At 44.4% G+C, this 20,440-nt stretch carries 20 protein-coding genes; 11 read left to right on the top strand and 9 right to left on the bottom strand.

The window, feature by feature from the left end; genetic code table 11:
* Positions 1-7 precede the first annotated feature (7 nt).
* A complete protein-coding gene (locus FFM84_RS12545; protein ID WP_130845494.1) occupies positions 8-424 on the bottom strand; it encodes a helix-turn-helix domain-containing protein in 417 nt (138 codons plus the stop codon).
* 18 nt (positions 425-442) lie between these two features.
* The gene (locus FFM84_RS12540; protein WP_130845495.1) at positions 443-2,245 is read right to left on the bottom strand and encodes a M3 family oligoendopeptidase; all 1,803 of its coding nucleotides are present in this window, start codon (positions 2,243-2,245) and stop codon (positions 443-445) included.
* 105 nt (positions 2,246-2,350) lie between these two features.
* Between FFM84_RS12540 and FFM84_RS12535 the strand changes: the two genes are divergently transcribed.
* From FFM84_RS12535 to FFM84_RS12520, 4 genes are all read left to right on the top strand, one after another.
* Positions 2,351-3,274, top strand: a complete 924-nt coding sequence (locus FFM84_RS12535) for an alpha/beta hydrolase (RefSeq protein WP_130845496.1) — start codon at positions 2,351-2,353, stop codon at positions 3,272-3,274.
* 138 nt (positions 3,275-3,412) lie between these two features.
* Positions 3,413-3,790, top strand: coding sequence for a GntR family transcriptional regulator (locus tag FFM84_RS12530; RefSeq protein ID WP_130845497.1), 378 nt, complete (start codon positions 3,413-3,415; stop codon positions 3,788-3,790).
* Positions 3,783-4,493, top strand: a complete 711-nt coding sequence (locus FFM84_RS12525) for an ATP-binding cassette domain-containing protein (protein ID WP_130845498.1) — start codon at positions 3,783-3,785, stop codon at positions 4,491-4,493. The genes FFM84_RS12530 and FFM84_RS12525 overlap by 8 nt, the downstream gene beginning before the upstream one ends.
* Positions 4,486-5,265, top strand: a complete 780-nt coding sequence (locus tag FFM84_RS12520; protein WP_130845499.1) for a hypothetical protein — start codon at positions 4,486-4,488, stop codon at positions 5,263-5,265. Before FFM84_RS12525 ends, FFM84_RS12520 begins: the two co-directional genes overlap by 8 nt.
* 55 nt (positions 5,266-5,320) lie before the next feature.
* Here FFM84_RS12520 and FFM84_RS12515 read toward each other — a convergent pair whose 3' ends face one another.
* Positions 5,321-5,608, bottom strand: a complete 288-nt coding sequence (locus tag FFM84_RS12515) for a bacteriocin immunity protein (protein WP_165444341.1) — start codon at positions 5,606-5,608, stop codon at positions 5,321-5,323.
* Positions 5,609-5,832: 224 nt separating this feature from the next.
* Between FFM84_RS12515 and FFM84_RS12510 the strand changes: the two genes are divergently transcribed.
* Entirely contained in the window at positions 5,833-6,477 is a 645-nt protein-coding gene (locus tag FFM84_RS12510) for a hypothetical protein (RefSeq protein ID WP_130845501.1), read from the top strand.
* A 52-nt stretch (positions 6,478-6,529) separates the two neighbouring features.
* On the opposite strand, the gene FFM84_RS12505 is transcribed toward FFM84_RS12510, so the two are convergent.
* The 3 genes from FFM84_RS12505 to FFM84_RS12495 all read right to left on the bottom strand — a co-directional run bounded on the left by FFM84_RS12505 (position 6,530) and on the right by FFM84_RS12495 (position 11,550).
* A complete protein-coding gene (locus tag FFM84_RS12505) occupies positions 6,530-7,084 on the bottom strand; it encodes a cysteine hydrolase family protein (protein ID WP_130845502.1) in 555 nt (184 codons plus the stop codon).
* Positions 7,085-7,669: 585 nt separating this feature from the next.
* Positions 7,670-9,418 (bottom strand): 1-deoxy-D-xylulose-5-phosphate synthase, encoded by a 1,749-nt coding sequence (locus tag FFM84_RS12500; protein ID WP_130845503.1) that lies wholly within the window; start codon positions 9,416-9,418, stop codon positions 7,670-7,672.
* 128 nt (positions 9,419-9,546) lie between these two features.
* Positions 9,547-11,550, bottom strand: a complete 2,004-nt coding sequence (locus FFM84_RS12495) for a cation:proton antiporter (protein WP_130845504.1) — start codon at positions 11,548-11,550, stop codon at positions 9,547-9,549.
* A 219-nt stretch (positions 11,551-11,769) separates the two neighbouring features.
* On the opposite strand from FFM84_RS12495, the gene FFM84_RS12490 reads away from it, so the two are divergent.
* Complete coding sequence (locus tag FFM84_RS12490; RefSeq protein WP_130845505.1) at positions 11,770-12,795, top strand: Gfo/Idh/MocA family oxidoreductase; 1,026 nt, start codon at positions 11,770-11,772, stop codon at positions 12,793-12,795.
* Between the two features lie 583 nt (positions 12,796-13,378).
* On the opposite strand, the gene FFM84_RS12485 is transcribed toward FFM84_RS12490, so the two are convergent.
* A complete protein-coding gene (locus FFM84_RS12485) occupies positions 13,379-14,242 on the bottom strand; it encodes a MurR/RpiR family transcriptional regulator (RefSeq protein ID WP_130845506.1) in 864 nt (287 codons plus the stop codon).
* Between the two features lie 299 nt (positions 14,243-14,541).
* On the opposite strand from FFM84_RS12485, the gene FFM84_RS12480 reads away from it, so the two are divergent.
* Both FFM84_RS12480 and FFM84_RS12475 read left to right on the top strand, forming a co-directional pair.
* Complete coding sequence (locus FFM84_RS12480; protein WP_130845507.1) at positions 14,542-15,477, top strand: LacI family DNA-binding transcriptional regulator; 936 nt, start codon at positions 14,542-14,544, stop codon at positions 15,475-15,477.
* Between the two features lie 5 nt (positions 15,478-15,482).
* Entirely contained in the window at positions 15,483-16,253 is a 771-nt protein-coding gene (locus tag FFM84_RS12475) for a Cof-type HAD-IIB family hydrolase (protein WP_130845508.1), read from the top strand.
* 626 nt (positions 16,254-16,879) lie between these two features.
* Here FFM84_RS12475 and FFM84_RS12470 read toward each other — a convergent pair.
* On the bottom strand, positions 16,880-17,839 hold the full coding sequence (locus FFM84_RS12470; protein ID WP_130845509.1) for a nucleoside hydrolase: 960 nt from the start codon (positions 17,837-17,839) through the stop codon (positions 16,880-16,882).
* 191 nt (positions 17,840-18,030) lie between these two features.
* Here FFM84_RS12470 and FFM84_RS12465 point away from each other — a divergent pair, with 191 nt between their 5' ends.
* The 3 genes from FFM84_RS12465 (at position 18,031) to FFM84_RS12455 (ending at position 19,839) form a co-directional block, all read left to right on the top strand.
* Positions 18,031-18,585 carry a nitroreductase family protein gene (locus FFM84_RS12465; protein WP_130845510.1) on the top strand — a complete coding sequence of 185 codons (555 nt, stop codon included), beginning with the start codon at positions 18,031-18,033 and terminating at the stop codon, positions 18,583-18,585.
* Between the two features lie 13 nt (positions 18,586-18,598).
* On the top strand, positions 18,599-19,483 hold the full coding sequence (locus FFM84_RS12460; RefSeq protein ID WP_130845511.1) for a polyphosphate kinase 2 family protein: 885 nt from the start codon (positions 18,599-18,601) through the stop codon (positions 19,481-19,483).
* A gap of 140 nt (positions 19,484-19,623) precedes the next feature.
* A complete protein-coding gene (locus tag FFM84_RS12455; RefSeq protein ID WP_130845512.1) occupies positions 19,624-19,839 on the top strand; it encodes a DUF2929 family protein in 216 nt (71 codons plus the stop codon).
* Between the two features lie 88 nt (positions 19,840-19,927).
* Here the strand turns inward: FFM84_RS12455 and FFM84_RS12450 are convergent.
* Positions 19,928-20,440: LPXTG cell wall anchor domain-containing protein (locus FFM84_RS12450; protein WP_137643813.1), on the bottom strand; the 513-nt coding region annotated here is incomplete at its 5' end.

Raw genomic sequence — 20,440 nt, 5'->3', positions numbered from 1 at the left:
AGACCTCCTAGTTGTCAAAATGTAAGTCAAGTTCTTCTTGACCAACGGCGTCATCAGTTGTTCGATATTGGCGGCCATGTAAATAACCGTCCATCAGTTGGAAGAGTTCGTAGCGATCTTCACTGGAAAGCGACTCTTGATTAAAGGTCAATGGTTTACCGGATAAGAAGATTCGACCTAAGTCGTATTCAGCTTGGTCAGCGCGTCCCGATAAGTAGTCGGTTGTGACGTGGAAAAATTCAGCTAATTTACGAACTTCTAAATAAGAAGGCGTCCGTAAATTACGTTCCCAATTCCCAATTTGGGCGGCCGTATTTTTACGGTTAGTCAAATCAGCATCAGGGAGATTATTTAAAGCAGTCGCGAGTTCACCGAGCGTCATTTTTTGACCACGACGAAGGGCTCGTAAACGTTCTGGAAACATATGCTCACATCCATTTCATTATAATAATGGCGCGGAGAGGGCCATAAATTCATCAATATCGCGTTTAATCAAAGCAACGCCAGCTTGCCAAAAGGCTGGTTTGGTTAAGTCCACACCGAGATGTTTCTTCGCTAAGTTTTCGGTGGACATATTAGCCGTATCGCGTAATAAAGCGATGTAACGATCTTCGAAGTCTGGTTGTTGCTTGGCTTGGGCGTAGATGCCGAGGCTGAATAAGTAACCAAACGTGTATGGGAAGTTGTAAAACGGCGTATCAGCGATGTAGAAATGGAGCTTGCTAGCCCAAAACATCGGGTGATAAGTCGTTAACGCATTGCCATAAGCGGTCTTTTGCGCGTTTAACATCAAGTCAGACAATTCAGTTGGCGTCACAATATGATCTTGTCTTGCTTCATAGAAGCTAGTTTCAAACAAGAACCGGGCGCGAATGTCTAAAAACATTGCCAGTGGATTTTGCATTTTTGCATCTAACAAATCTAGCTTTGTCTTCGTGTCTTTAGCCGTTTTGACGTTGGCATCGGCGACAATTAATTCGGCAAAAGTTGAGGCGGTTTCTGCCACGTTCATGGCATAGTCTTGTCGCCAGAGTGGCAGGTCTTTAATGACGTCACTATGAAAGGCATGACCGAGTTCATGAGCTAAAGTAGCCGTGTCGTTTGGCGAACCGGTAAAGGTCATAAAGATCCGCGATTCTTTCGTTTCGGGCAAACTTTCCATGTAACCGCCGGGACGTTTGTTGGGACGATTTTCCGCTTCGATCCAGCGATGGTCAAACGCATATTTGGCGAGTTTGGCCATTTTAGGACTAAAGGCTGCGAAGTTACTGATGACAAAGTCGGCAGCTTGATCGTAAGTCTGGGTTTGTGGGGCATCACTCAAGGTGAGGGGGGCTTCAACATCTTGCCAGTCAAGTTGTGTTTTGCCCATTAAAGTGACTTTGCGTTTTAAGTAGTCCAACAATAACGATTGACTGTCAGCCACGACTTGATACATGGTGGTTAAGGTATCTTTGCTTAAACGATTCAAGTCTAATGGTCGCCGCAAGAAGTCACTGGTTCCATGAGCCTTGTAATCTTGTAGTCGGAAGCCAGCTAAATGGTTCAATGTATCAGCCATCGGCGCAGCTTGTTGTTGCCAAGCTTGTTCCCAGTTGTGCATTAAGTCAGTGCGTTGCTGATTGGGCATCGCTGCGGCCAACATGTTTTGAGCTTGTCCCGCAGAAAGGGTTTGTTTGGTGCCTTGTTCATCAGTGTAGCTCACTTTAATCTGGTTAACTAAGGTGTCGTAGTGATCGCTCCAGCCTTGGAAACCGTCGATTGCCAAGTTATTAATCAAGGCTTCGGTTTGGTCGTCTAATAACGCTAAGCCTTGCTTCCGCATTTCTGTTAAGTTAAACGCAATCGGTTTGAGTTCCGGCTGTTCGACAATTTTAGCGAAAGTTGCTTGGGGTAACGCCACGAGTTTTTTCTTGAATTGGGTCATCAAGTTTTCACGCTGATTATCCAATTGATAGAGTTGGTTCAGTAAGGCACCAGCTTGAGTGTTGCTGGCATCAGCGGACTGGACCGCGACCACGAACACTTGGCTTTGTAGTAATCCGGCCTCTAAGCGTTGTAAATCCTGAGTTAATTGTTGAAACCAATCAAAAGCGGGCGTATCGGCTTCGGCCCGCCAATTCGTCAAGGTGGTTTGCGTATCATGTAGTTGTTGTTTTAAAGTGGTTAACTTACTTTTTAAAGCCGGGGAAGCTAAGCCCCCGGGGAAAATACTGTCTAAGTCCCACGTTTCAGAATAATGCATCGGCGAACCCTCCAAATATTTGCTAGTTATCTTTAATTATAAACGTTATCATAGTGATAGTGGCAATATTTCTACCAATAAATGGCATAAGGTTGGCGGCAAACGATGAAAAAATGGTTAATCACGCTCGGCGTGTTGATTTTAATAATTGGTGGTGGCTTGATTGGGGCCGGCGCCTATTTCTACCACGTGGCGATTGCACGTGGGGATAAAGCGTTCATTACCCAAAGCACCAAACTGTCGAAAAAGAGTCCGGTATATCGTGAAAAATATTGGTATGCACATGTTAAGAAACAGACGTGGCAGATAGAATCTCACGATCATTTAAAATTAGTTGCTTGGTATATCCCGAAAAAAGGGGCCACTAAAACAGTGGTATTAGCGCATGGTTTTGCGGGTAACAAATCGTTAATGGGGGCTTGGGCCGGCATGTATCATGAATTAGGCTACAACGTACTGGTTCCTGATGCGCGGGCAGCCGGAGCTAGTCAAGGTTCCGCGATCGGGTATGGCTGGTTAGAACGCCGTGATGATTTGCAATGGGCCAAAACCGTGGTCAAAAAGACGAAGACGACCCAAATTGTGATGAGTGGGATTAGTATGGGCGCGGCTGGGATGACGATGGCTAGTGGGGAAAAACAGCTGCCACAAATTAAAGCGTATGTTGTGGATAGTCCCTTCACGAGTGCCAAAGACATCATCAGTTATCAAGCCAAACAGCTCTATCATTTACCAGCGTTTCCGTTGGTCGACATAACGAGTGCGATAACGAAACTGCGTGCTGGGTATACGTTTGGTGAAGCTGATGCGGTGGCGCAAATTGAAAAAAATCACCAGCCCATTATGATTATTAGTGGCACTAAGGATGAGTTTGTCCCGACGAGAATGGCGAAAAAACTGTATCGCAATGCGCATCAGCCTAAGCAACTTTGGTTGGTGAAAGGTGCGGCCCATACGACGGCGATCACGCATGATTACGCGGCGTATAAGCAGCATGTCAAAACTTTTTTGGCAAAATATGTTAAATAAAAGATCAGCGTTTGGGATGAAACCCAAACGTTTTTTCGTCTCTGGATGGTTATTGCTGAAACGTGGACCATCCTTGTCAACTAATCGTAATGATGTTATAGTGTACTAGTGAGATACAACACTAGGGAGGCGTTACAAGTGAAGTTTGACGATAAGATCCCGATTTACTATCAAATTAAACAGCATTTATATCATGAAATCTTAGCGGGCACGTTGAAACCGGGCGATAAACTCCCGGCGGTCAGGCAACTAGCTATTGACTTAACCGTTAATGTGAATACGATTCAACGGGCATTGAGTGAAATGATCACTGAAAAAACGATCGTCTCACAGCGGGGCAAAGGTAACTTTGTGACCGATGATACGGCGCGATTAGCCGAATTAAAGGAGCAATTAGTGATGGAACAGTTGGCATTGGTTTACGAGCAATTGCACGCATTAAACTTAAGCGATGCGGAAATCTTAGCAAGTCTAAAACGGTACATTGAACGGAAAGGGGCGGCCCAACATGACTGACATTTTAAAGATTGAGAATTTAACCTATAAACGGAATCAACGGTTGCTGTTACAAGATGTGAACTTGACGTTAACCGCAGGCAAAATTGTGGGGCTGCTTGGTGAAAACGGTGCCGGGAAAACGACGTTAATGCGGTTGATTACTGGGAGTGCCCAAGGTCATGGCACGATTATGGTTAGTGGTACTCAAACACCAACTGAACGGAAAAGTCATTTAAGTTTCTCGGAACAATTACGTGGCTTTAACCGGAATACAAAGGTCGCCCAAGTCGTGGCATTTTATCACACGGTTTATCCTGACTTTGATCCTCAACGGTTTCATGAGTTGGCGGGATTCTTGCAAATTGACGTCAACTTACGGTTAGGTGCGTTGTCTAAAGGGATGCGTGAAAAGTTAATCATTGCATTGACCTTAGCTCGTCAAGTGGACTTGTACTTGCTGGATGAACCCTTTAGTGGGATTGATAGCATGAGTCGCAAGAAGATCATCAGTAGTATTATTCAGTGGATGCCAGAAGAAGCCACGTTATTAATTAGTGATCATTATGTGACGGAAATTGCGCCAATCTTAGATGAAATTGTCGTGGTCAAGGACCAGACGATTGCGGTACATCGTGCGGCCGATGAGATTCGGAGCGAATCTGGTATGGATATTGAAGATTACTATGAAAGCTTGTATGAAGGAGGGGTTAACCGTGACTAGTTTTGGGGCTGTATTTAAGGCAGTAAATCGGCTAAAGTTTCGGCAAATGAACTTGTTGATCGTTTTAGAATTGCTGGCGATTGTCGTCACGACTATTTGGACTGCAATTAGAGGCGAATATTCAAATATGACCGTTTTTACTACGGCGATGGGCTGGTCGACAGTACCGGCCTTTGTTGGGGTTATCTTGATTGCCATCCGTCATGAAAAAGTGTATACCGCGGATAGTTATCGGTTGATTCCAGTTGAAGAAACTAAATTCTATACAATTAATTTATTGTCGTCATTAGCCAATATTGTTTATTTAGCGGTGGTGCAATTAGGGATCTATATCATTAGCATGTTATTTGGTTGGCAAGAACTGGCTTCAATGGCAAAGGACATGACGACACCAACGCACATTGAATCTGGTTGGCTCTTAATGGGACTATCGATAATTGTATTAGTGCTCGTGTTGAACATGGTATTTTGGAGTACCATTTCATTCGTCCACTTGGTTACAAGTTCGGCTAGCACGTTCTTACCTAAATTCAGACAAGGCGTTTTGAATATTATCGTCTATGCTATTGTGGTGTTCTTGACCTTGCGCGTTTCTGGGTTAATCGGTAACGGTGTTAGCTGGATCTCACAAACTATGTTTAATAATGGCGGTAGTTTTGATTGGGTCGGTCAACTATGGATCACGATTTTTGTGATGATTGTTGTGATTCTCATTGAAGGGGCAATCAACGTACTCTGCTTGAAGCGTTGGGTTGAAACTGACGCCAACTAAATCTTATTAAAAAAGGCGTCGCTGGCAATTGCCAACGGCGTCTTTGATGTTTAAATTAAGCTTTTTTCGGTGTTGAATAAGGTTTTTGATAAGCTAAGCCACGGCTGGCTTCGATCGTTGCTTCATAAACAGCATCGAGTGCCTTAGGTCCGTGCAAGTGGGCCATACCCCAGTACTTCAAAGCTTGGCTAAGTTCGGCCGCCACTTTGTGATAATCTTTTTTATCCCCTAATTGTTTGGCAGCGGTCATCAACCGTTCCTTAAGTTCTGGTTCGGCTTGAATCTCGGCATCGTTGTAGGCGGTGTCAATTGCTTGGAGTAAATCTGCAGCAGTAGTAGTCATAAATATCTTCTCCCTATGAATAATATTTAGGTTGGCAACCAATTTAATGGGTACCATGTTCCCCCCACGAGTAAGTATAAAAGTAAAAAAAGGTGAAGACAACTGCGAGTATTAGTTAGATTTGTCACTAAAGCAACTTTCAAGGATAGTAGCGGTGAATGATAAGATCAGTTATAATAACGTTCTAAAGTGTTAGGAAAACAAAAAAATTGGGGGAATTAGTCATGAAATTAAATTGGCAATTAATGGGACTCTTGGGACTAAGTCTGGGGAGCTTAGTGACCGCGGGAACGATAACGGCACAAGCGAAAACGACGATTAAAGCAAAATTAACGACGTCAGCGGTAACGTATCAAGCCGCTAACAAAACAGCTACGTTTACAGGTAAGACCAGCAACGGGAAAGTTAAGCATATCGTCGTGACTTACGGCAAAACCAAACATACAACGACAACGGTTAAAAAGCAGCAGTTTAAAGTTAGCAAGGCGTTCACCGGTTACCGGAATTTCAAGCTTTATGGAACCACTGCGAAAGGTAAGCGGATTACGAAGGTTCAAACAATTACGTCGGCTCGTTATGCCACGCAAAAACCATTAGTTACGCGAACGGATCGTAGTGGCGTTACTGGAAGCTTAATGGTGACGGCGCAGGTCCCCGCAGCCAGTGTGGCAACTGTTTATAAAAATGGTCGCTTCTTGACTAAGCAATATAATGAAACAACGACTGCATTCTTCGGCTTGACTGATATTACGGCGACCAAATACAAATTGACGGTTACCGCTAAAAAAGCCGATCGCAAGGCTAGCCCAGCGGTGACCGTGCCAGTTGTTAAACCAGGTTTAATTATGGAAACCAATTATTACTATTAAAATAACGCCTCAAGTCCATGGTTGGATTTGAGGCGTTAGCTGTTTATTAAGGTTAGACGACTTGGGCACCTAAGGTATTGGCGAAATGTTCCAACGCCCAAGCATGACCGGTTGGATTAAAACTGGCCACGGCAGAACGATGGATGATGAGTTGATAGCCTAGGTTATAGGCATCAACCGCGGTATGCAAGACGCAAATATCAGTACAGACGCCAGTCAGTTGTAACGTATCAACGTGGCGTTCACGTAACCGTAAGTCGAGATCAGTCCCTGCAAAGGCACTGTAACGGGTTTTATCGAATTGCCAGACGTGATCGTTAGTTTTGGCTTGTTCGAACCAAGGTTTAACCGGGCCGTAGAGTTCTCGACCCCAAGTGTCACGCACATTATGTGGCGGAAACAGTTTACTTTCAGGATGATACGGATCATGTGGCGTGTGAACATCAGTTGGCAGTAACACCCAACCATCATTTTCTAGGGTTGTTTCGGCCAATGTCACAATTTTTTCAGCGAGTGCTTGGCCGGGTTCACCACAAGTCAGGGCACCGTCCGTGGCGACAAAATCGTTCGTATAATCAATAATTAGTAACGCGTCGTTAGTTGCCATATGATCAACTCCAGCTTATTAGGATAGGTTAAGTATGTCTGGTTGATCAAAAAAAAGCAATCAAAAACGCCCTCGGCCAAATTGGTCGGGGGCGTTAAATCGTGAACTGATGGTTGAAAGATGATGATAGAAACCTGAAATCTTATCAGTATTGGTTGGTGTTAGGTTAAGTTAGTCACCTACGCCAGCCAGTGATTCTGTCGGCTGTGGGGACCGGTTACAGCCAAAAATCGGGCTTCCACCTCGCTTTTAAGCCTAGCCCAAATCGCTAGTCTCAAAAGTCGTCCACATCGTAAGCCCGGGACCCCCCCGAACTAACGATGTTTTCACGGCCAACGCCATCACTGGCTGGCTCCGGTTATTTGAGGTTAATCAATTTGGTAACTAATATAGCCGAGAGTGAGTCCACAGTGAGCCCATCCGTGGGAGCTCTTAGCGATTTATCGCTTAGAGCTTGGCGTTTTTGAAACACGGTTTTTGTGGTTCAAAATGACGGTCCAGACCGCTTTTTGGCTGGGCCGGTCCGCCCACAGTGTTCCGGCTCAATGTGGGCGAACGGCAGGCGTCAAGTCGATCTACCTTTGATTAGTGAATATTAGTCGTAATCTGGTTGACCAGTTGTTTAGGGGTTAAGTTGAATTCATGCCAGAGTTCGGCGGTCGTTTCGTGGTCATTGAACCGTTTAGCGGCACCAAAGTTTAAGACATGCATGCCGCTGTTACCATAATAGCTGGCAACTTTTTCGCCAAAACCACCACTGAGACTTGCTTCTTCTAAGGTCACAACGAGTTGATGATCAGCTTTTAAGTTAGCTAAGGTGGTTGTGTCTAACGTTGAAATATCACGCGGATCAATCACGGTGGCATCAATATCATGGTCAACCAATTGTTGTTGAACCGTTTCTGCTAATGGTAATAAACTACCAACACCTAAGATAGCGACCTTTTTTCCAGCATGCAAGGTATGCATCTGATGTGCATTAAACTCAACTAATGGGGCGGATTGTACCTCATTGCTTGGCACGCGAATGGCAACTGGACCATCAGTTTGATGTAAGGACCATTGCATCATCGCCGCGAGTTCTTCTTTCGTGGTTGGGGCCAAATAAGTGAGCCCAGGAATGTTGGCTAACATTGCCACATCAAAGATACCTTGATGAGTGGGGTCACCTTCACTAATGTGACCACCGCCAACCATGATGGTCACTGGCAGTTTGTTGATGCCTAAATCATGGGAGAGTTGGTCGTAAGCCCGTTGTAAGAATGTGCCTGAATGGAAGACAATGGGACGCATGCCTTGCTTAGCTTGACCAGCGGCGATACTAATGGAAACTTGTTCGGCAATCCCTACATCGAAGTAACGTTCAGGATGACGGTTGCCAAAGCGTTTCAAGTCAAACATGCCCGGAATAGCGGCTGTAATGGCGGTAATGGGTGTTTGATGGTCAGCTAATTCGGTTTCCATCACTTGATGCATAACATCGGTATACGTTTCACCAGTGCTAGGGTGTAAGGTCTTGCCAGTGGCTAAATCAAATGGCACATGCCAATGGAATGCTTCTTTATGGGTGATGGCTGGTTGATAACCATGACCCTTTTCGGTGTGAACGTGTAAAACGATTGGGTGGTCAATGTCTTTAATGTCCTTGAAAACAGCTAGCATCGTGGCCAAATCATTACCATCTTCAACGTAACGATAGTCAAGACCCATGGCGGTAAATAAATTGGTCTTAGCTTGACCGTGGGTTTCACGGAGTTCCTTCAAGTTCGTATATAAGCCACCATGATTTTCGGCGATCGCCATGTTGTTATCGTTGACCAGAATAATTAAATTCGAGTTTAAGGTCGCTGCCATGTTCAATCCTTCTAAGGCTAAACCACCAGATAAGGAACCATCGCCAATCACAGCCATGACGTTACCCGTTTTATGTTGTAAGTCACGCGCCGAAGCCATTCCGGTTGCGAGGGCAATCGAGGTTGAGGTATGACCGATATTGAAGTAGTCGTGAGGACTTTCTTCTGGTTCGGTGTAGCCACTGACATCGGCATAATGTTCAGCATCTAACCACGCTTGTTTGCGGCCGGTTAAAATCTTATGCGTGTAAGATTGGTGTGAAACGTCCCAAACAACTTTATCAGTTGGTGAGTTGAAAATTGTGTGAAAGGCAATCGTTAACTCAACGACGCCCAAGTTTGGGCCCACGTGACCGCCAGTTTGACTGACTTTATTTAGCAGTACTTGCCGTAATTCTGCGGCTAAGGCGGTTAATTGGGTTAAATCTAGCTGTTTTAAATCAGCTGGTGAATCAATTGTATTTAAAATTGGTGTTTCCATATTTAAGTTGCTCACTTTCATTTGAACTATCGAACATGAACTTAGCTTAGCACCTTAGAGTAGGTCTAAGACAAGCTTTTTTATCAAAAAAAAATCAACGTTTTAATCAAAACGTTGATTTAGACCGATTATTCGACGTTAACTGATTGCAAATAAACCAATTGATCGGTTGAAATTTGCTCATATAACGCATTACTCAAAGCTCGATCATACTTTTGTTGCGCGGTTTGTGCTTGCACGAAGTTGTATTCTAATTGGAACGCTTGAATCAAGAGTTCATTTTGGGCGTCTTGAAGATCCCGTGTTCCAGACAGCCGTTGATGTCGTTGGTCGTAAGCGCGACGAACGATACCGATGGCTTGATGGTTATCAACCGTATAACTATCGTTTAACCAGGTCACAATAGCCTGATAAGGTTTTTGTTCAATAGCGCGCATTTGACTCCAGAATTCACGATTCCGTGCTTTTAATTGTTTGCGATCGAGGCCTTTTTGGCGGGCTTTTTGATGGGCCCGTCGACGTGCGCGTGATTGTTTACTCCAGAAAAATTTGCCAATAATCACAAATTTGATAAATAAACGGAATCGTTGCCAGAACGACTGTTGATTTTGCAACCGGGTTTGGCTAGCCACACGTAAATACTTTTGGGCAACTGGTAAGGTTACTTCGCCGTTTGCTAGCATTTGTTCAACAGTTGTTTCTTCGATATTGTAGGCTTGATCAAAAAGTTGATTCAGTTGGGCGCGATCGGGGCGACCGTCTAGATTGCGTTGGCCTTCCAGAATCATGATAACTTTGCTGGCGCTAGGACTTTCACCGTAGCGGGCTTGGATCATATGAATGGCACTCGTGACCATTTCAACTTTGGCCTTGGCTAAATCTGTTTCGGTTACTTGATCGACTTTGGCTGGTAAAATCAGTGGTAGGACGAGTGTTGGCACTAGCAAGCTGGTCAAAATAACCACCGCAGCGACGAAGATTAAGTCATTGCGATACATAAACGCTTGGTGATTCAACGTTAAAGGTAGTGAGAAGGCCATCGCTAAAGTAATCGTCCCATGCACGCCACTTAGCGCAATCAGCCAACTATTTTTGGCTTTCTCATGATGATCCCAGGCCCGCAATTTGGCAAAGTCAAATTGTAACCATAAGAATCGGATAACGGTCATCAGGGCATACAGTAAGACGCCCAGGCCAATTAAGATCGCGACTGAACCCGTATCACGTTGTTGCAAGTGACTAATCACACTCGGTAGCGAAACACCTAACAAAACAAAGACAATCCCATTTAAAATGCTGGCGACAATTGACCAAGTGGTGCTCATGACAATTTGTAGCCGTGAGGTGGTGAGTCGCAACCGTTCTTGTTGGACGCCGTGAATCAGGCCAGTGGCAACCACGGCTAAGATGCCCGAAACGCCCAAACTTTCCGCAATTAAGTAGACGACAAAAGGCGTTAGTAAGGTGTAGGGCACAATGACGGAGGGGGTGTCGACTTGGGCGTTAATCAAGTTGATCCGCATGGCCACGATGATGTAGCCGAGGAGTAAGCCGACTAGAATCCCACCGACAAAAACGTATAGAAAGTTCGTAATCCCGTGCCAAACGGAAAATTGCCCGGTTGTGATGGCCGCAATCGCTAAGTTAAAGGCCACAATCCCGGAAGCATCATTAAATAAGGATTCATTCTCCAACGTGCTCATCACAGCTTTGGGTACGGAAACTTTGGTCGTGATGGACGAAACGGCCACGGCATCGGTTGGCGTAATGATGGCTCCCAAAGCTAAAGATAAAGCGAGTGAAAAGGCTGGGATTAAGAAGTGCGTCACGGTACCGACAATCAGGATGGTGACGATTGCCAAAACGACCGCTAACGACATCGTAGTTCCCAGTTGATGCGATAGCTTACGGATGTTTGTATTCTGACCATCATTGAACATGAGCACTGAAATAATGACGAGTAGGAAAATTTCTGGCTCAAGCTCAAAATTTCGATAGAGTGGGGTCAGCGATAAGACGAGACCAGCGGCAATTTGTAGAAAGGCCACGGGCACGAGTTTAAAGCGGGCATACACGGCATTGGCGCCGATGACCGCTGCGATTAAAAGTAAGACTAAAAAAACAGTATCCATTTAAAAATTTCTCCTTGTTACGAGATGAATTTGTTTAAGTTTAACGCAGTTTAAGCAGTAAGGGTACTAAATTAACAGGCAATCTTGAACGTGATGTTTAGCGTTAGGGCTGAATTAGTGGATCGCACTGAATTTAAGTCCCAGAATGTGGGGAATCCCTGTTTTCCAGTAGCCGAATCAGTATAATAAAAGTATCAAACAATCAGATGGAGGACTAATATGCTAACAATTGCTTATATTGGGAATGGGAAGAGTACTAATCGGTATCATTTACCATTTGCGTTAAAATTAACCGATCAAATCCGGGTTAAGACGATTTATTCACGTTCAGGTCGGCAAAATTGGACGCCGATTGCAGGTGTGAACTATACGACGAATTTAGCAGATATTTATGATGATCCTGAAATTCAACTGGTGGTAGTCACGACGCCTAGTCATACGCACTATTCAATTGCCAAAGATGTGTTAAATCATGGTAAGAATGCGTTAGTTGAAAAGCCATTTACGGAAACCTCAGCTGAAGCCAAAGACTTGTTTGCGTTGGCTAAAGAAAAGCAGTTGCTGGTTCAATGCTATCAAAACCGTCGCTATGATTCTGACTTTTTGACGGTTCAAAAAGTTATTGAAAGTGGCAAATTGGGGGATCTGTTAGAAGTTGAAATGTCGTATGACTATTTCCGTCCCGAAGTGCCAACTAATGTCGATCATTTTTCATTAGATACGAGTTATTTATATGGGCATGCTTGTCATACGTTGGATCAAGTGATCTCTTACTTTGGCCGTCCTGATGACATGCATTACGATGTACGTCAATTGTTAGGGGCAGATCGGATGAATGATTATTTTGATCTCGACTTATATTATGGGACGTTAAAAGTATCCGTGAAGTCCAGCTATTTCCGGATTAAAGCCCGTCCGAGCTTTGTGGTTTACGGTAAAAAAGGCCAATTCGTCAAAGCCCATAAAGACCGGCAAGAATATGATTTAAAGCACTTTTACTTGCCAGTTGGTCATCCTGACTTTGGAATTGATCAACCTGAAGATTACGGCACGTTGACTTATATGGATGACAATCAACAGTATCATGAAGAAAAAGTTGTCTCAGAAGTCGGCGATTATAGTCGAGTTTATCAAGGCTTGTATGCGGCGATTATTGACGGTAAACCAAAGACCGTTAAAGATGAAGAAACCATTTTGCAAATTGAAATGTTGGAAACTGGGATTAAACAAGTGAAGACGAAGTAACTAAAGGTTTTAGCAATAATCGTTGATATGATAAGCATTCATCGATCAAAACTAGTCCTACTTGCCACCTACCGTTCGCCCACATTGAGTCGGAACGCTGTGGGCGGACCGGTTCAGTCCAAAAGTAGTCTGAACCGTCGTTTTGAACCGCAAAATCCGCGTTTCAAAAGCGCCGAGCTCTAAGCGATAAATCGCCAAGAGCTCCCACGGCTGGGCTCAATGTGAGCTCACTCTCGGTTATAATAGTGATCGCTAAATTAATTAGCATCCGAATAATAACCGAAGTCAGCCAGTGATGGCGCCGGCCGTGAAAATATCGTTAGTCCGGGTGATTTCCCCGGACTTTACGATATGGACGACTTTTGAGACTAGTGGTTTTGACTAGGCTCAAAAGCGAGGTGGCAGCCCGTACTTTGGCTGGGACCGGTCTCCACAGCCGGCAGAATCGCTGGTTGGCGTAGATGACAAATTTAATCCAACTTAAGTCAATGTTGCTAAGGTTTTGACCAATACATTTAACTTTCAACCTTTAGTAAGTAAGATAAAGCGGGACCGTCGGTGATTGCCGGCGGTCCCGTTGTGGTTATTTATTATGCAATGGGCCATTCTGAATTAATTGTTGCTTATGTTGTAAGTCCGTTAAATGATGCTTGAAATTCTGGGCATACATGACCGCAAACAGGCTGTCGAGTAAGTATTCAAATGCGGCCTGTGAGGCAAATGTCCCAATTTTAGCAAAGCTAGTTTCCGACTGCATCGAAATCAAGTGATACTGGGTTAACGGCAGTAGCGGCGATTGGGGATTGCCAGTTAATAAAACACTTGGCAATTGCTGATCATGGAAGTATTGGGCAAACTGTTGATGAACCTGAGTGGTACCACCATAAGAAATAAAGAAGGCACAGTCATTTGGGCCAATATTAGCCGCGTTCCAAGCGGCATCAGCGTACTCATCCGCGATGATCGCAAAACGATTGATTTTAACGAGTTTATTTTGAAAGCTCCGGGCGCGTAATTGCGAATCACCCTGAGCAAAGATGAATAACCGGTTTGCTTGCATGAGTTCAGTCGCAATGGCCGTCAAAGTAGGGATATCTAGCTGAGCAAAAGATTTTTGCACGGTCGTCACTGTCAGATCGGCCATCTTTTTGGCGATCAGTTGATCGTCATCAGTCGGATCAAACGGAAAGTTAGGATCGACCTGCTGTACCGTTTGGGCCTGGGTGATGGCCGCGGTACTCAACGCCCGTTGAAACTCACGATAGCCGCGGTAGCCTAGTTTTTGCGCTAAACGAATAATTGCTGAATGTGATGTGTAAGTAGCCGTAGCCAAGTCTTTAATATACAGGTCGGTGACGGTCGATAAATGCGCCAAAATGTAAGTGGCGATGCGTTGTTCGGTGGCCGTAAAATCAGCCGCCTGTTGAAGTTGATCAAGAATTAACATCAGCATACCTCGTTCGAATTGGAATACGTTCAGTATAGTCGGTTTTCCGGGATTTGAATAGGTGTCAAGCTTTCGCTGAGTGTCGATTATGAATTGGGGTGAGTCTAATCTGGCGTTACTAGGGATAACGGTCAACGATAACTAAAAAAATAATGGTCGATTTGCAAGTTTGTGCTTGACCTGGGACCGGTTTCATACACTAATGTATAGACATTCTCAATAAAGCCTTGGTCACGGTCGGGATTTTGGTGCAAGTCGACCTATCTAACGGTACAATATGGAAGATAGGAGTGGCAACTATGACAAATATTCATGATATCGCGCGACTTTCCGGTTATTCCGTGTCAACCGTATCGCGTGTAATTAATCACCAAAAATACGTGGCCGATGAAAAGCGGGCGAAGGTTGAAGCCATTATGCGACAACTGGACTATGTACCCAATCGGGTGGCTCGTAATTTAAGTAATGGTCAAACGAAGACAGTTGGCGTGGTGATGCCGTATGCCAATCATCCCTACTTTGCCAGAATCATTGACGGCTTAGTTAGTGCGGCATTTGAAGCTGGCTATAAAATTACGTTATTACCAACTAATTATGATTTAACCATTGAACGGCGATACCTCGATCAGTTGCGGAGTAAGGCTTATGATGCGTTAATTTTTACCTCACGAAGTAGTTCACTTGAAACACTGGAACGGTACCGCAAGTACGGTCAAATCGTTTGTTGTGAAGATCCAGGTGAGCGCCCACTAGCGGCGGCTTATACCGATCGTGAAGCCTCGTATATTAGTGCCTTAAAGTGGGCACAAGCGCAGGGTTATCAGAAGATGGGCGTCGTGCTTAGTCGAAATAATGTGATTAGTGCCAGCACGCGGGTGACGCGCAGCGCGTATCAACAAGTGTATGGTAAGTTAACATCGCAACATTTGTTTGTGGGTGCAGTGACTTATGAAGATGGGTATCGAGCTGGCGAATACTTCGCTAACTTAACCCCTGGTGTGGATGCCGTGTTTACAAATGGCGATGACATTGGGGCTGGGGTTCAAACCTACTTTACGGATCACCAATTAACACCACCGCCAATTATTGGGCAAGAGAATTTATTATCTAGTCGATTATGTCAATTTTCAACCATCGATCATCACTTAGAAGCTCTAGGACGGGCGGCGTTTAAGCTGGCGACGGGCCAGACGACCACGCATAAGTTGATTAAATCAGAATTTATTAGGCGGTAATTAATATGGTAGCGAGATTAGCGGTTTTTGATATTGATAATACGTTGTTGGCACGTAACAAAAAGTTGTTACACAGCACGATCACCAGTATTCAAAAGTTAAAACAACAAAAGATTAACGTGGCAATTGCGACTGGTCGGAACTTACGATTGGCGCGGCCAATTATTAAAGCGTTGGATTTACAAGATTTTATCTTGTGTAATGGCTCAGCGGCGTTTGCCAATAAGCAACAAGTGCATCAACAGACCTTGTCGATGCACAATGTTGCGGCGTTGGTTGAAGCAGCCGATGAACAACATGTCGATATCATTTTTGAATCTTTAGATGGCTTACATGCCCATACGCAACCTAGCGTTGCCACCAAGCAAGTCTTACATGACTTCCGCGCGCCGCTACCAGATTACGTACCGAACTACTATCGAGAACATCCAATTTATCAAGCGATGATGTTTTATCGGCCTGAAATGGACGCAAACTTACCGCACGCTGACGAGTTTTCATTCGTGCGGTTTGCGGAAAATGGCGTCGATGTGATCCCGAAGATTGGTTCAAAGGCTGAAGGGGTCGCCAAATTGGCAGCTAAACTGAACGTGGATGAAAAAGATATCGTGGCCTTTGGTGACAATGATAACGATCGAGAAATGCTGCGCAGTGCTGGGATTGGGATTGCGATGGGTAATGCCGAACCTGCCATTCAAGCGTGTGCCAATTTGACAACGACGGATTGTGATCATGATGGCATTCAAAATGGCCTCAAAGCGATTGGTTGGATTTAATGAAATAACGATAGCTCAGTACTCATGATTGATGTGAGCACTGGGCTTTTTTATTGCGTTTATCATTGAAAGAATTAAGTTGATGGTGAGACATGAGATTTAGATAAACAGCTAAAGGTTGAAAGATAATTATGTTAAATTAGTCACCTACGTCAGCCAATGATTCTGCCGGCTGTAGGGATCGGTTCCAGCCGAAAAGCTGGCTTCCACCTCGCTTTTAAGCCTAGCCAAAACCGCTAGTCTCAAAAGTCGTCCACATCGTAAGTTCAGAAAAAACATTCGGACTAACGATGTCGTCACGGCCGGCGCCATCATTGCCTGACTTCGGTTAGTTGTCTGCGTTAACCTAGTAATCACTATTATAACCAAGAGTGAGTTCACATTGAGCTCAGCCGTGGGAAGCTCTTAGCGATTTATCGCTTAGAGCCCGGCGCTTTTGAAACGCGGGTTTGGCGGTTCAAAACGATGGTCGAGACCGTTCTATGGCTCGACCAGTCCGCTCACAGCGTTCCGGCTCAATGTGGGCGAACGGTAGGTGGCAAGTGCTGCATCAATGTTTAGTAAACACTAAAAAAGTTGGACCTGTATCTTCAATTCGAAAATGCAGGTCCAACTTTTGGATTAGCTTAATTTTGTTTGAATAAATCAGTTAAGTAAGTCATGAATGTGTCGAGGTAACGATCGGTATCCACTGTTAACGCAACGGTCACATTAGGATTAGCTTCGGTTAACCGAGCAGGATCACCAATGGTGCGGCCGTAATCTTCGCCACTAGCTTGAACAAACATGTTGAGATCTAACGTTCTAACAAAGCTAGGATCTAACGCAACCCCAACTGCTAATGGATCATGCAACGCACAACCGTGTAAATGAGGACTGGTGACTTTGTAAGCATCGATGTAGTAATCAACGATATCGGCGAATCTTTCACCGGCAGTCGTCTTCAAGTCACGCCATTGACCGGTTTCCTTAGTTGTTAATAAGGTCCGTAAGGTGACATCTAAACCAACCATCGTTAACTTGATATCACTAGTGAAGACCGTATTAGCGGCTTCGGCATCTTGGTTAATGTTGGCTTCGGCAAAGTGACTGACGTTTCCAGGAACGGTTAACGCGCCACCCATGATCGTGACATTACCAATGGTGCTGGCGATGTCGGGTGCTTTTTCAATAGCGGCTGCTAAGTTGGTTAAGGGACCAGTTGGCACTAAGGTGAGGTCTGAACCATATTGATGAACGGCATCGATTAAGAAGTCCACCCCAGATTGTTTTTCTGGTTGCCGCGTTGGTTCTGGCAAGTCAACTTCCCCAATCCCGTTTTTACCGTGGATTTGAGCAGAAATTGGCATCACATCAAAGTGTTCAGTTGTACTGGAGTGGGGTTCGCCCACATAGACGGGAACGTCGGTTGCACCAAGTAAGGCTAAGATTTGTAAGCTATTCTTAGCGGCTTGATCAACCAAGACATTTCCGTAAGAACTAATAATCCCAATTAAATCAACATCGGGTGCGCCAACCGCGTAAGCGATCGCCATTGCATCGTCAATCCCAGTATCTAAATCTAAAATCATTTTACGTTTTGCCATGAGCCAAATTCCTCCTTGAGTCGGTCCTAAATGGGTCTAACTAAAACTTATGTTTTAATTGTAAACGTTCCCGGTAAGCGTGACAATGTTTACGGACAGATTAACTAACATTTATCGCTAAAAAGTTGGAAATATTCACTTTTTGTCAATCCAACGATGCTGATTTATACTGAACTAAAGGAAGTGGCACAATGACAACTAACAATCCAATCATTGATATCATGCAAACCCGGCATTCTGTACGACAATACGATGGTCAACCCATTGATCGTACCGAACTGAACCGGTTGTTAACAACAGCTTTTCTAGCCCCAACGGCGTTGAATCAACAGCCAATCCGGGCTTTGGTGATTGACTCGCCAGAGGTACGACAACAATTAACTGCGGCTACCGGTAACACCAGTCAGTTAACGACTTCAGCAGCTGTGGTGTTATTTGTAAATGATCTGGAAAATCGTGATGAGGCAAAGCCATTTCAACCAGCACAACGTCCAGCGCCAACGAGTCATCAAGCGATTGGGGCGCTCGATGTTGGGTTGGTGGCGATGCAGTTTATGTTGCTCGCCAAAGATGCTGGTTATGATACCAATCCGATGACTGGGTTTGATGCGGCGATGTTTAATCAGATCCTGAATCTTGATCCACGGCGGTATCAACCGTTATTGTTGGTTTCAGTTGGTCAAGCAGCTAAGGCTGGTAAGCTAGCTGAACACAAGCCGTTATCGCAATTAGTTGACTATCGTTAAAGAGGTGGCACATGTGAATTTTGAAAAACAGTACCGATATACTGGTAAACAAACGTTAAACTTAACCGAACAGGCGACTGCCCCAGCGGCAGAATATACCGATGAAAAAGTAATTAAGAATCAGATTGCCAAAAATATCAAACAATTAACGGAGCTCCAAGGCAAGTTGTACGCCCAAGATCGACATGGCGTGTTGATTATCTTTCAAGCGATGGATGCGGCTGGTAAGGATAGTATGATTGCGCATATTATGAGCGGGATTAATCCGCAAGGCTGTGTAGTGACTTCGTTTAAGCAACCGACTAGCAATGAAGTGGCACATGATTATCTATGGCGGATTCATAATCAAGTACCGAAGCGCGGCATGATCGGTATCTTTAATCGGTCTTATTATGAAGATGTGCTAGTGAGTCGCGTTCATCCCAATATCATTGTGAATGAACATATTGGCGATATTGAGTCACCGGAGCAAGTGAACGATGACTTCTTTAATCGTCGGTTTAAGGATTTACGTTATTTTGAAGATTATTTACAACATAATGGATATACGGTGCTGAAGTTCTTCTTGCATATGTCGAAGGCTGAACAGAAGCAACGGTTCATTCGGCGGATTGAAATTCCGAGTCATAATTGGAAGTTTTCTGCGGCGGATATTCGTGAACGTCAATATTGGGACGACTATCAACGTGTCTATGATGAAGCCATCACCAATACGGCAACTAAGTCAGTGCCATGGTACGTGATTCCATCTGATAGTAAATGGTATTCAAGATTGTGCGTGTCAGAAATTATTAATCAACGGTTAGGTCAGTTACCATTGGCATATCCATCGTTAGATGCGGATAACCAGGCCCAATTGAAGACGGCATTGGAACAATTAGATCGTGAAAACGATTAACTTTTTAGAAAAACTAGCAATTTTAGTCAATTCGGATTAAGATAAACTAACAACGAGTTCTTTTATTTTGGCGCAGTGATGTCAGCAATAAAAGAACGATCCATATGATGATTAATATTAGCGTTACTGGGAGGTTTATCATGAGTAAGAGTCATTGGTTCTCAGGCACCATCATTACTGCTTTTTGGGGTGCTATTTTTGGTTTGGTTATTGGATACATTGGTGATCAAATCGTTAGTGCCACGCATCAAACCTTTACGTTACAATTAGGCACTTCAGCCGTTGTTGGCGTAATTTTGGCCTTATTGGTTGTATTTGGTTTATATCCAATGTTAGGTCATCGTGAAGTTAAATAAAAAAGTGAAAAATCCCCGGATTTAAACGTGAACTACGATGAGTAGCCAGCATGTTTAAATCTGGGGATCTTTTTATTGAGAAGACAAGTTAAATTTTCCGGCGGTACCAGTAGATTAAGCCGAAACTTAATAATAAGCTGCTACAACCAAGGATAACCGCTAACCAATTTGTCGACTCGTTTGTTTGTGGCAAGCGAGTCATGGCTTTACTTGCTGTTGTGTTGGTTGTGACTGGCGTTGATGATACGGCTGACAAGGTCGATTGAACGCTTGATACTGGTCGAGTAGCGCTAGGAACCGTAGTTAGTGACGGCTTGACGGTACCCGTTGGCGTTGTTGATTGTGCCAAGGTCGGATTTTGGGGCTTAGCTGTGCTAGTAGGGGATACCGGTTTAGCTGATACGTGATTCTCTGGCTTAGTAGTTTCAGGATTGCTAGGCTTAGTGGTCACAGGAGTCTCGGGTTTAGCAGTCTCAGGATTGCTAGGTTCGTTAGTGCTAGGGATATCATGTTCGGTAGTCCCAGGTTTCTCAGGTTCCGTGGTACCAGGTTTTCCGGGTTCGGTAGTCCCAGGATTTTCAGGCTCAGTGGTGCCAGGTTT

The sequence above is a fragment of the Lactiplantibacillus mudanjiangensis genome (assembly GCF_005405385.1).
Taxonomy (GTDB): domain Bacteria; phylum Bacillota; class Bacilli; order Lactobacillales; family Lactobacillaceae; genus Lactiplantibacillus; species Lactiplantibacillus mudanjiangensis.
The sequence above is the reverse complement of the archived record's forward strand: the minus strand, read 5'-3'. Positions and strand labels throughout refer to the sequence as shown.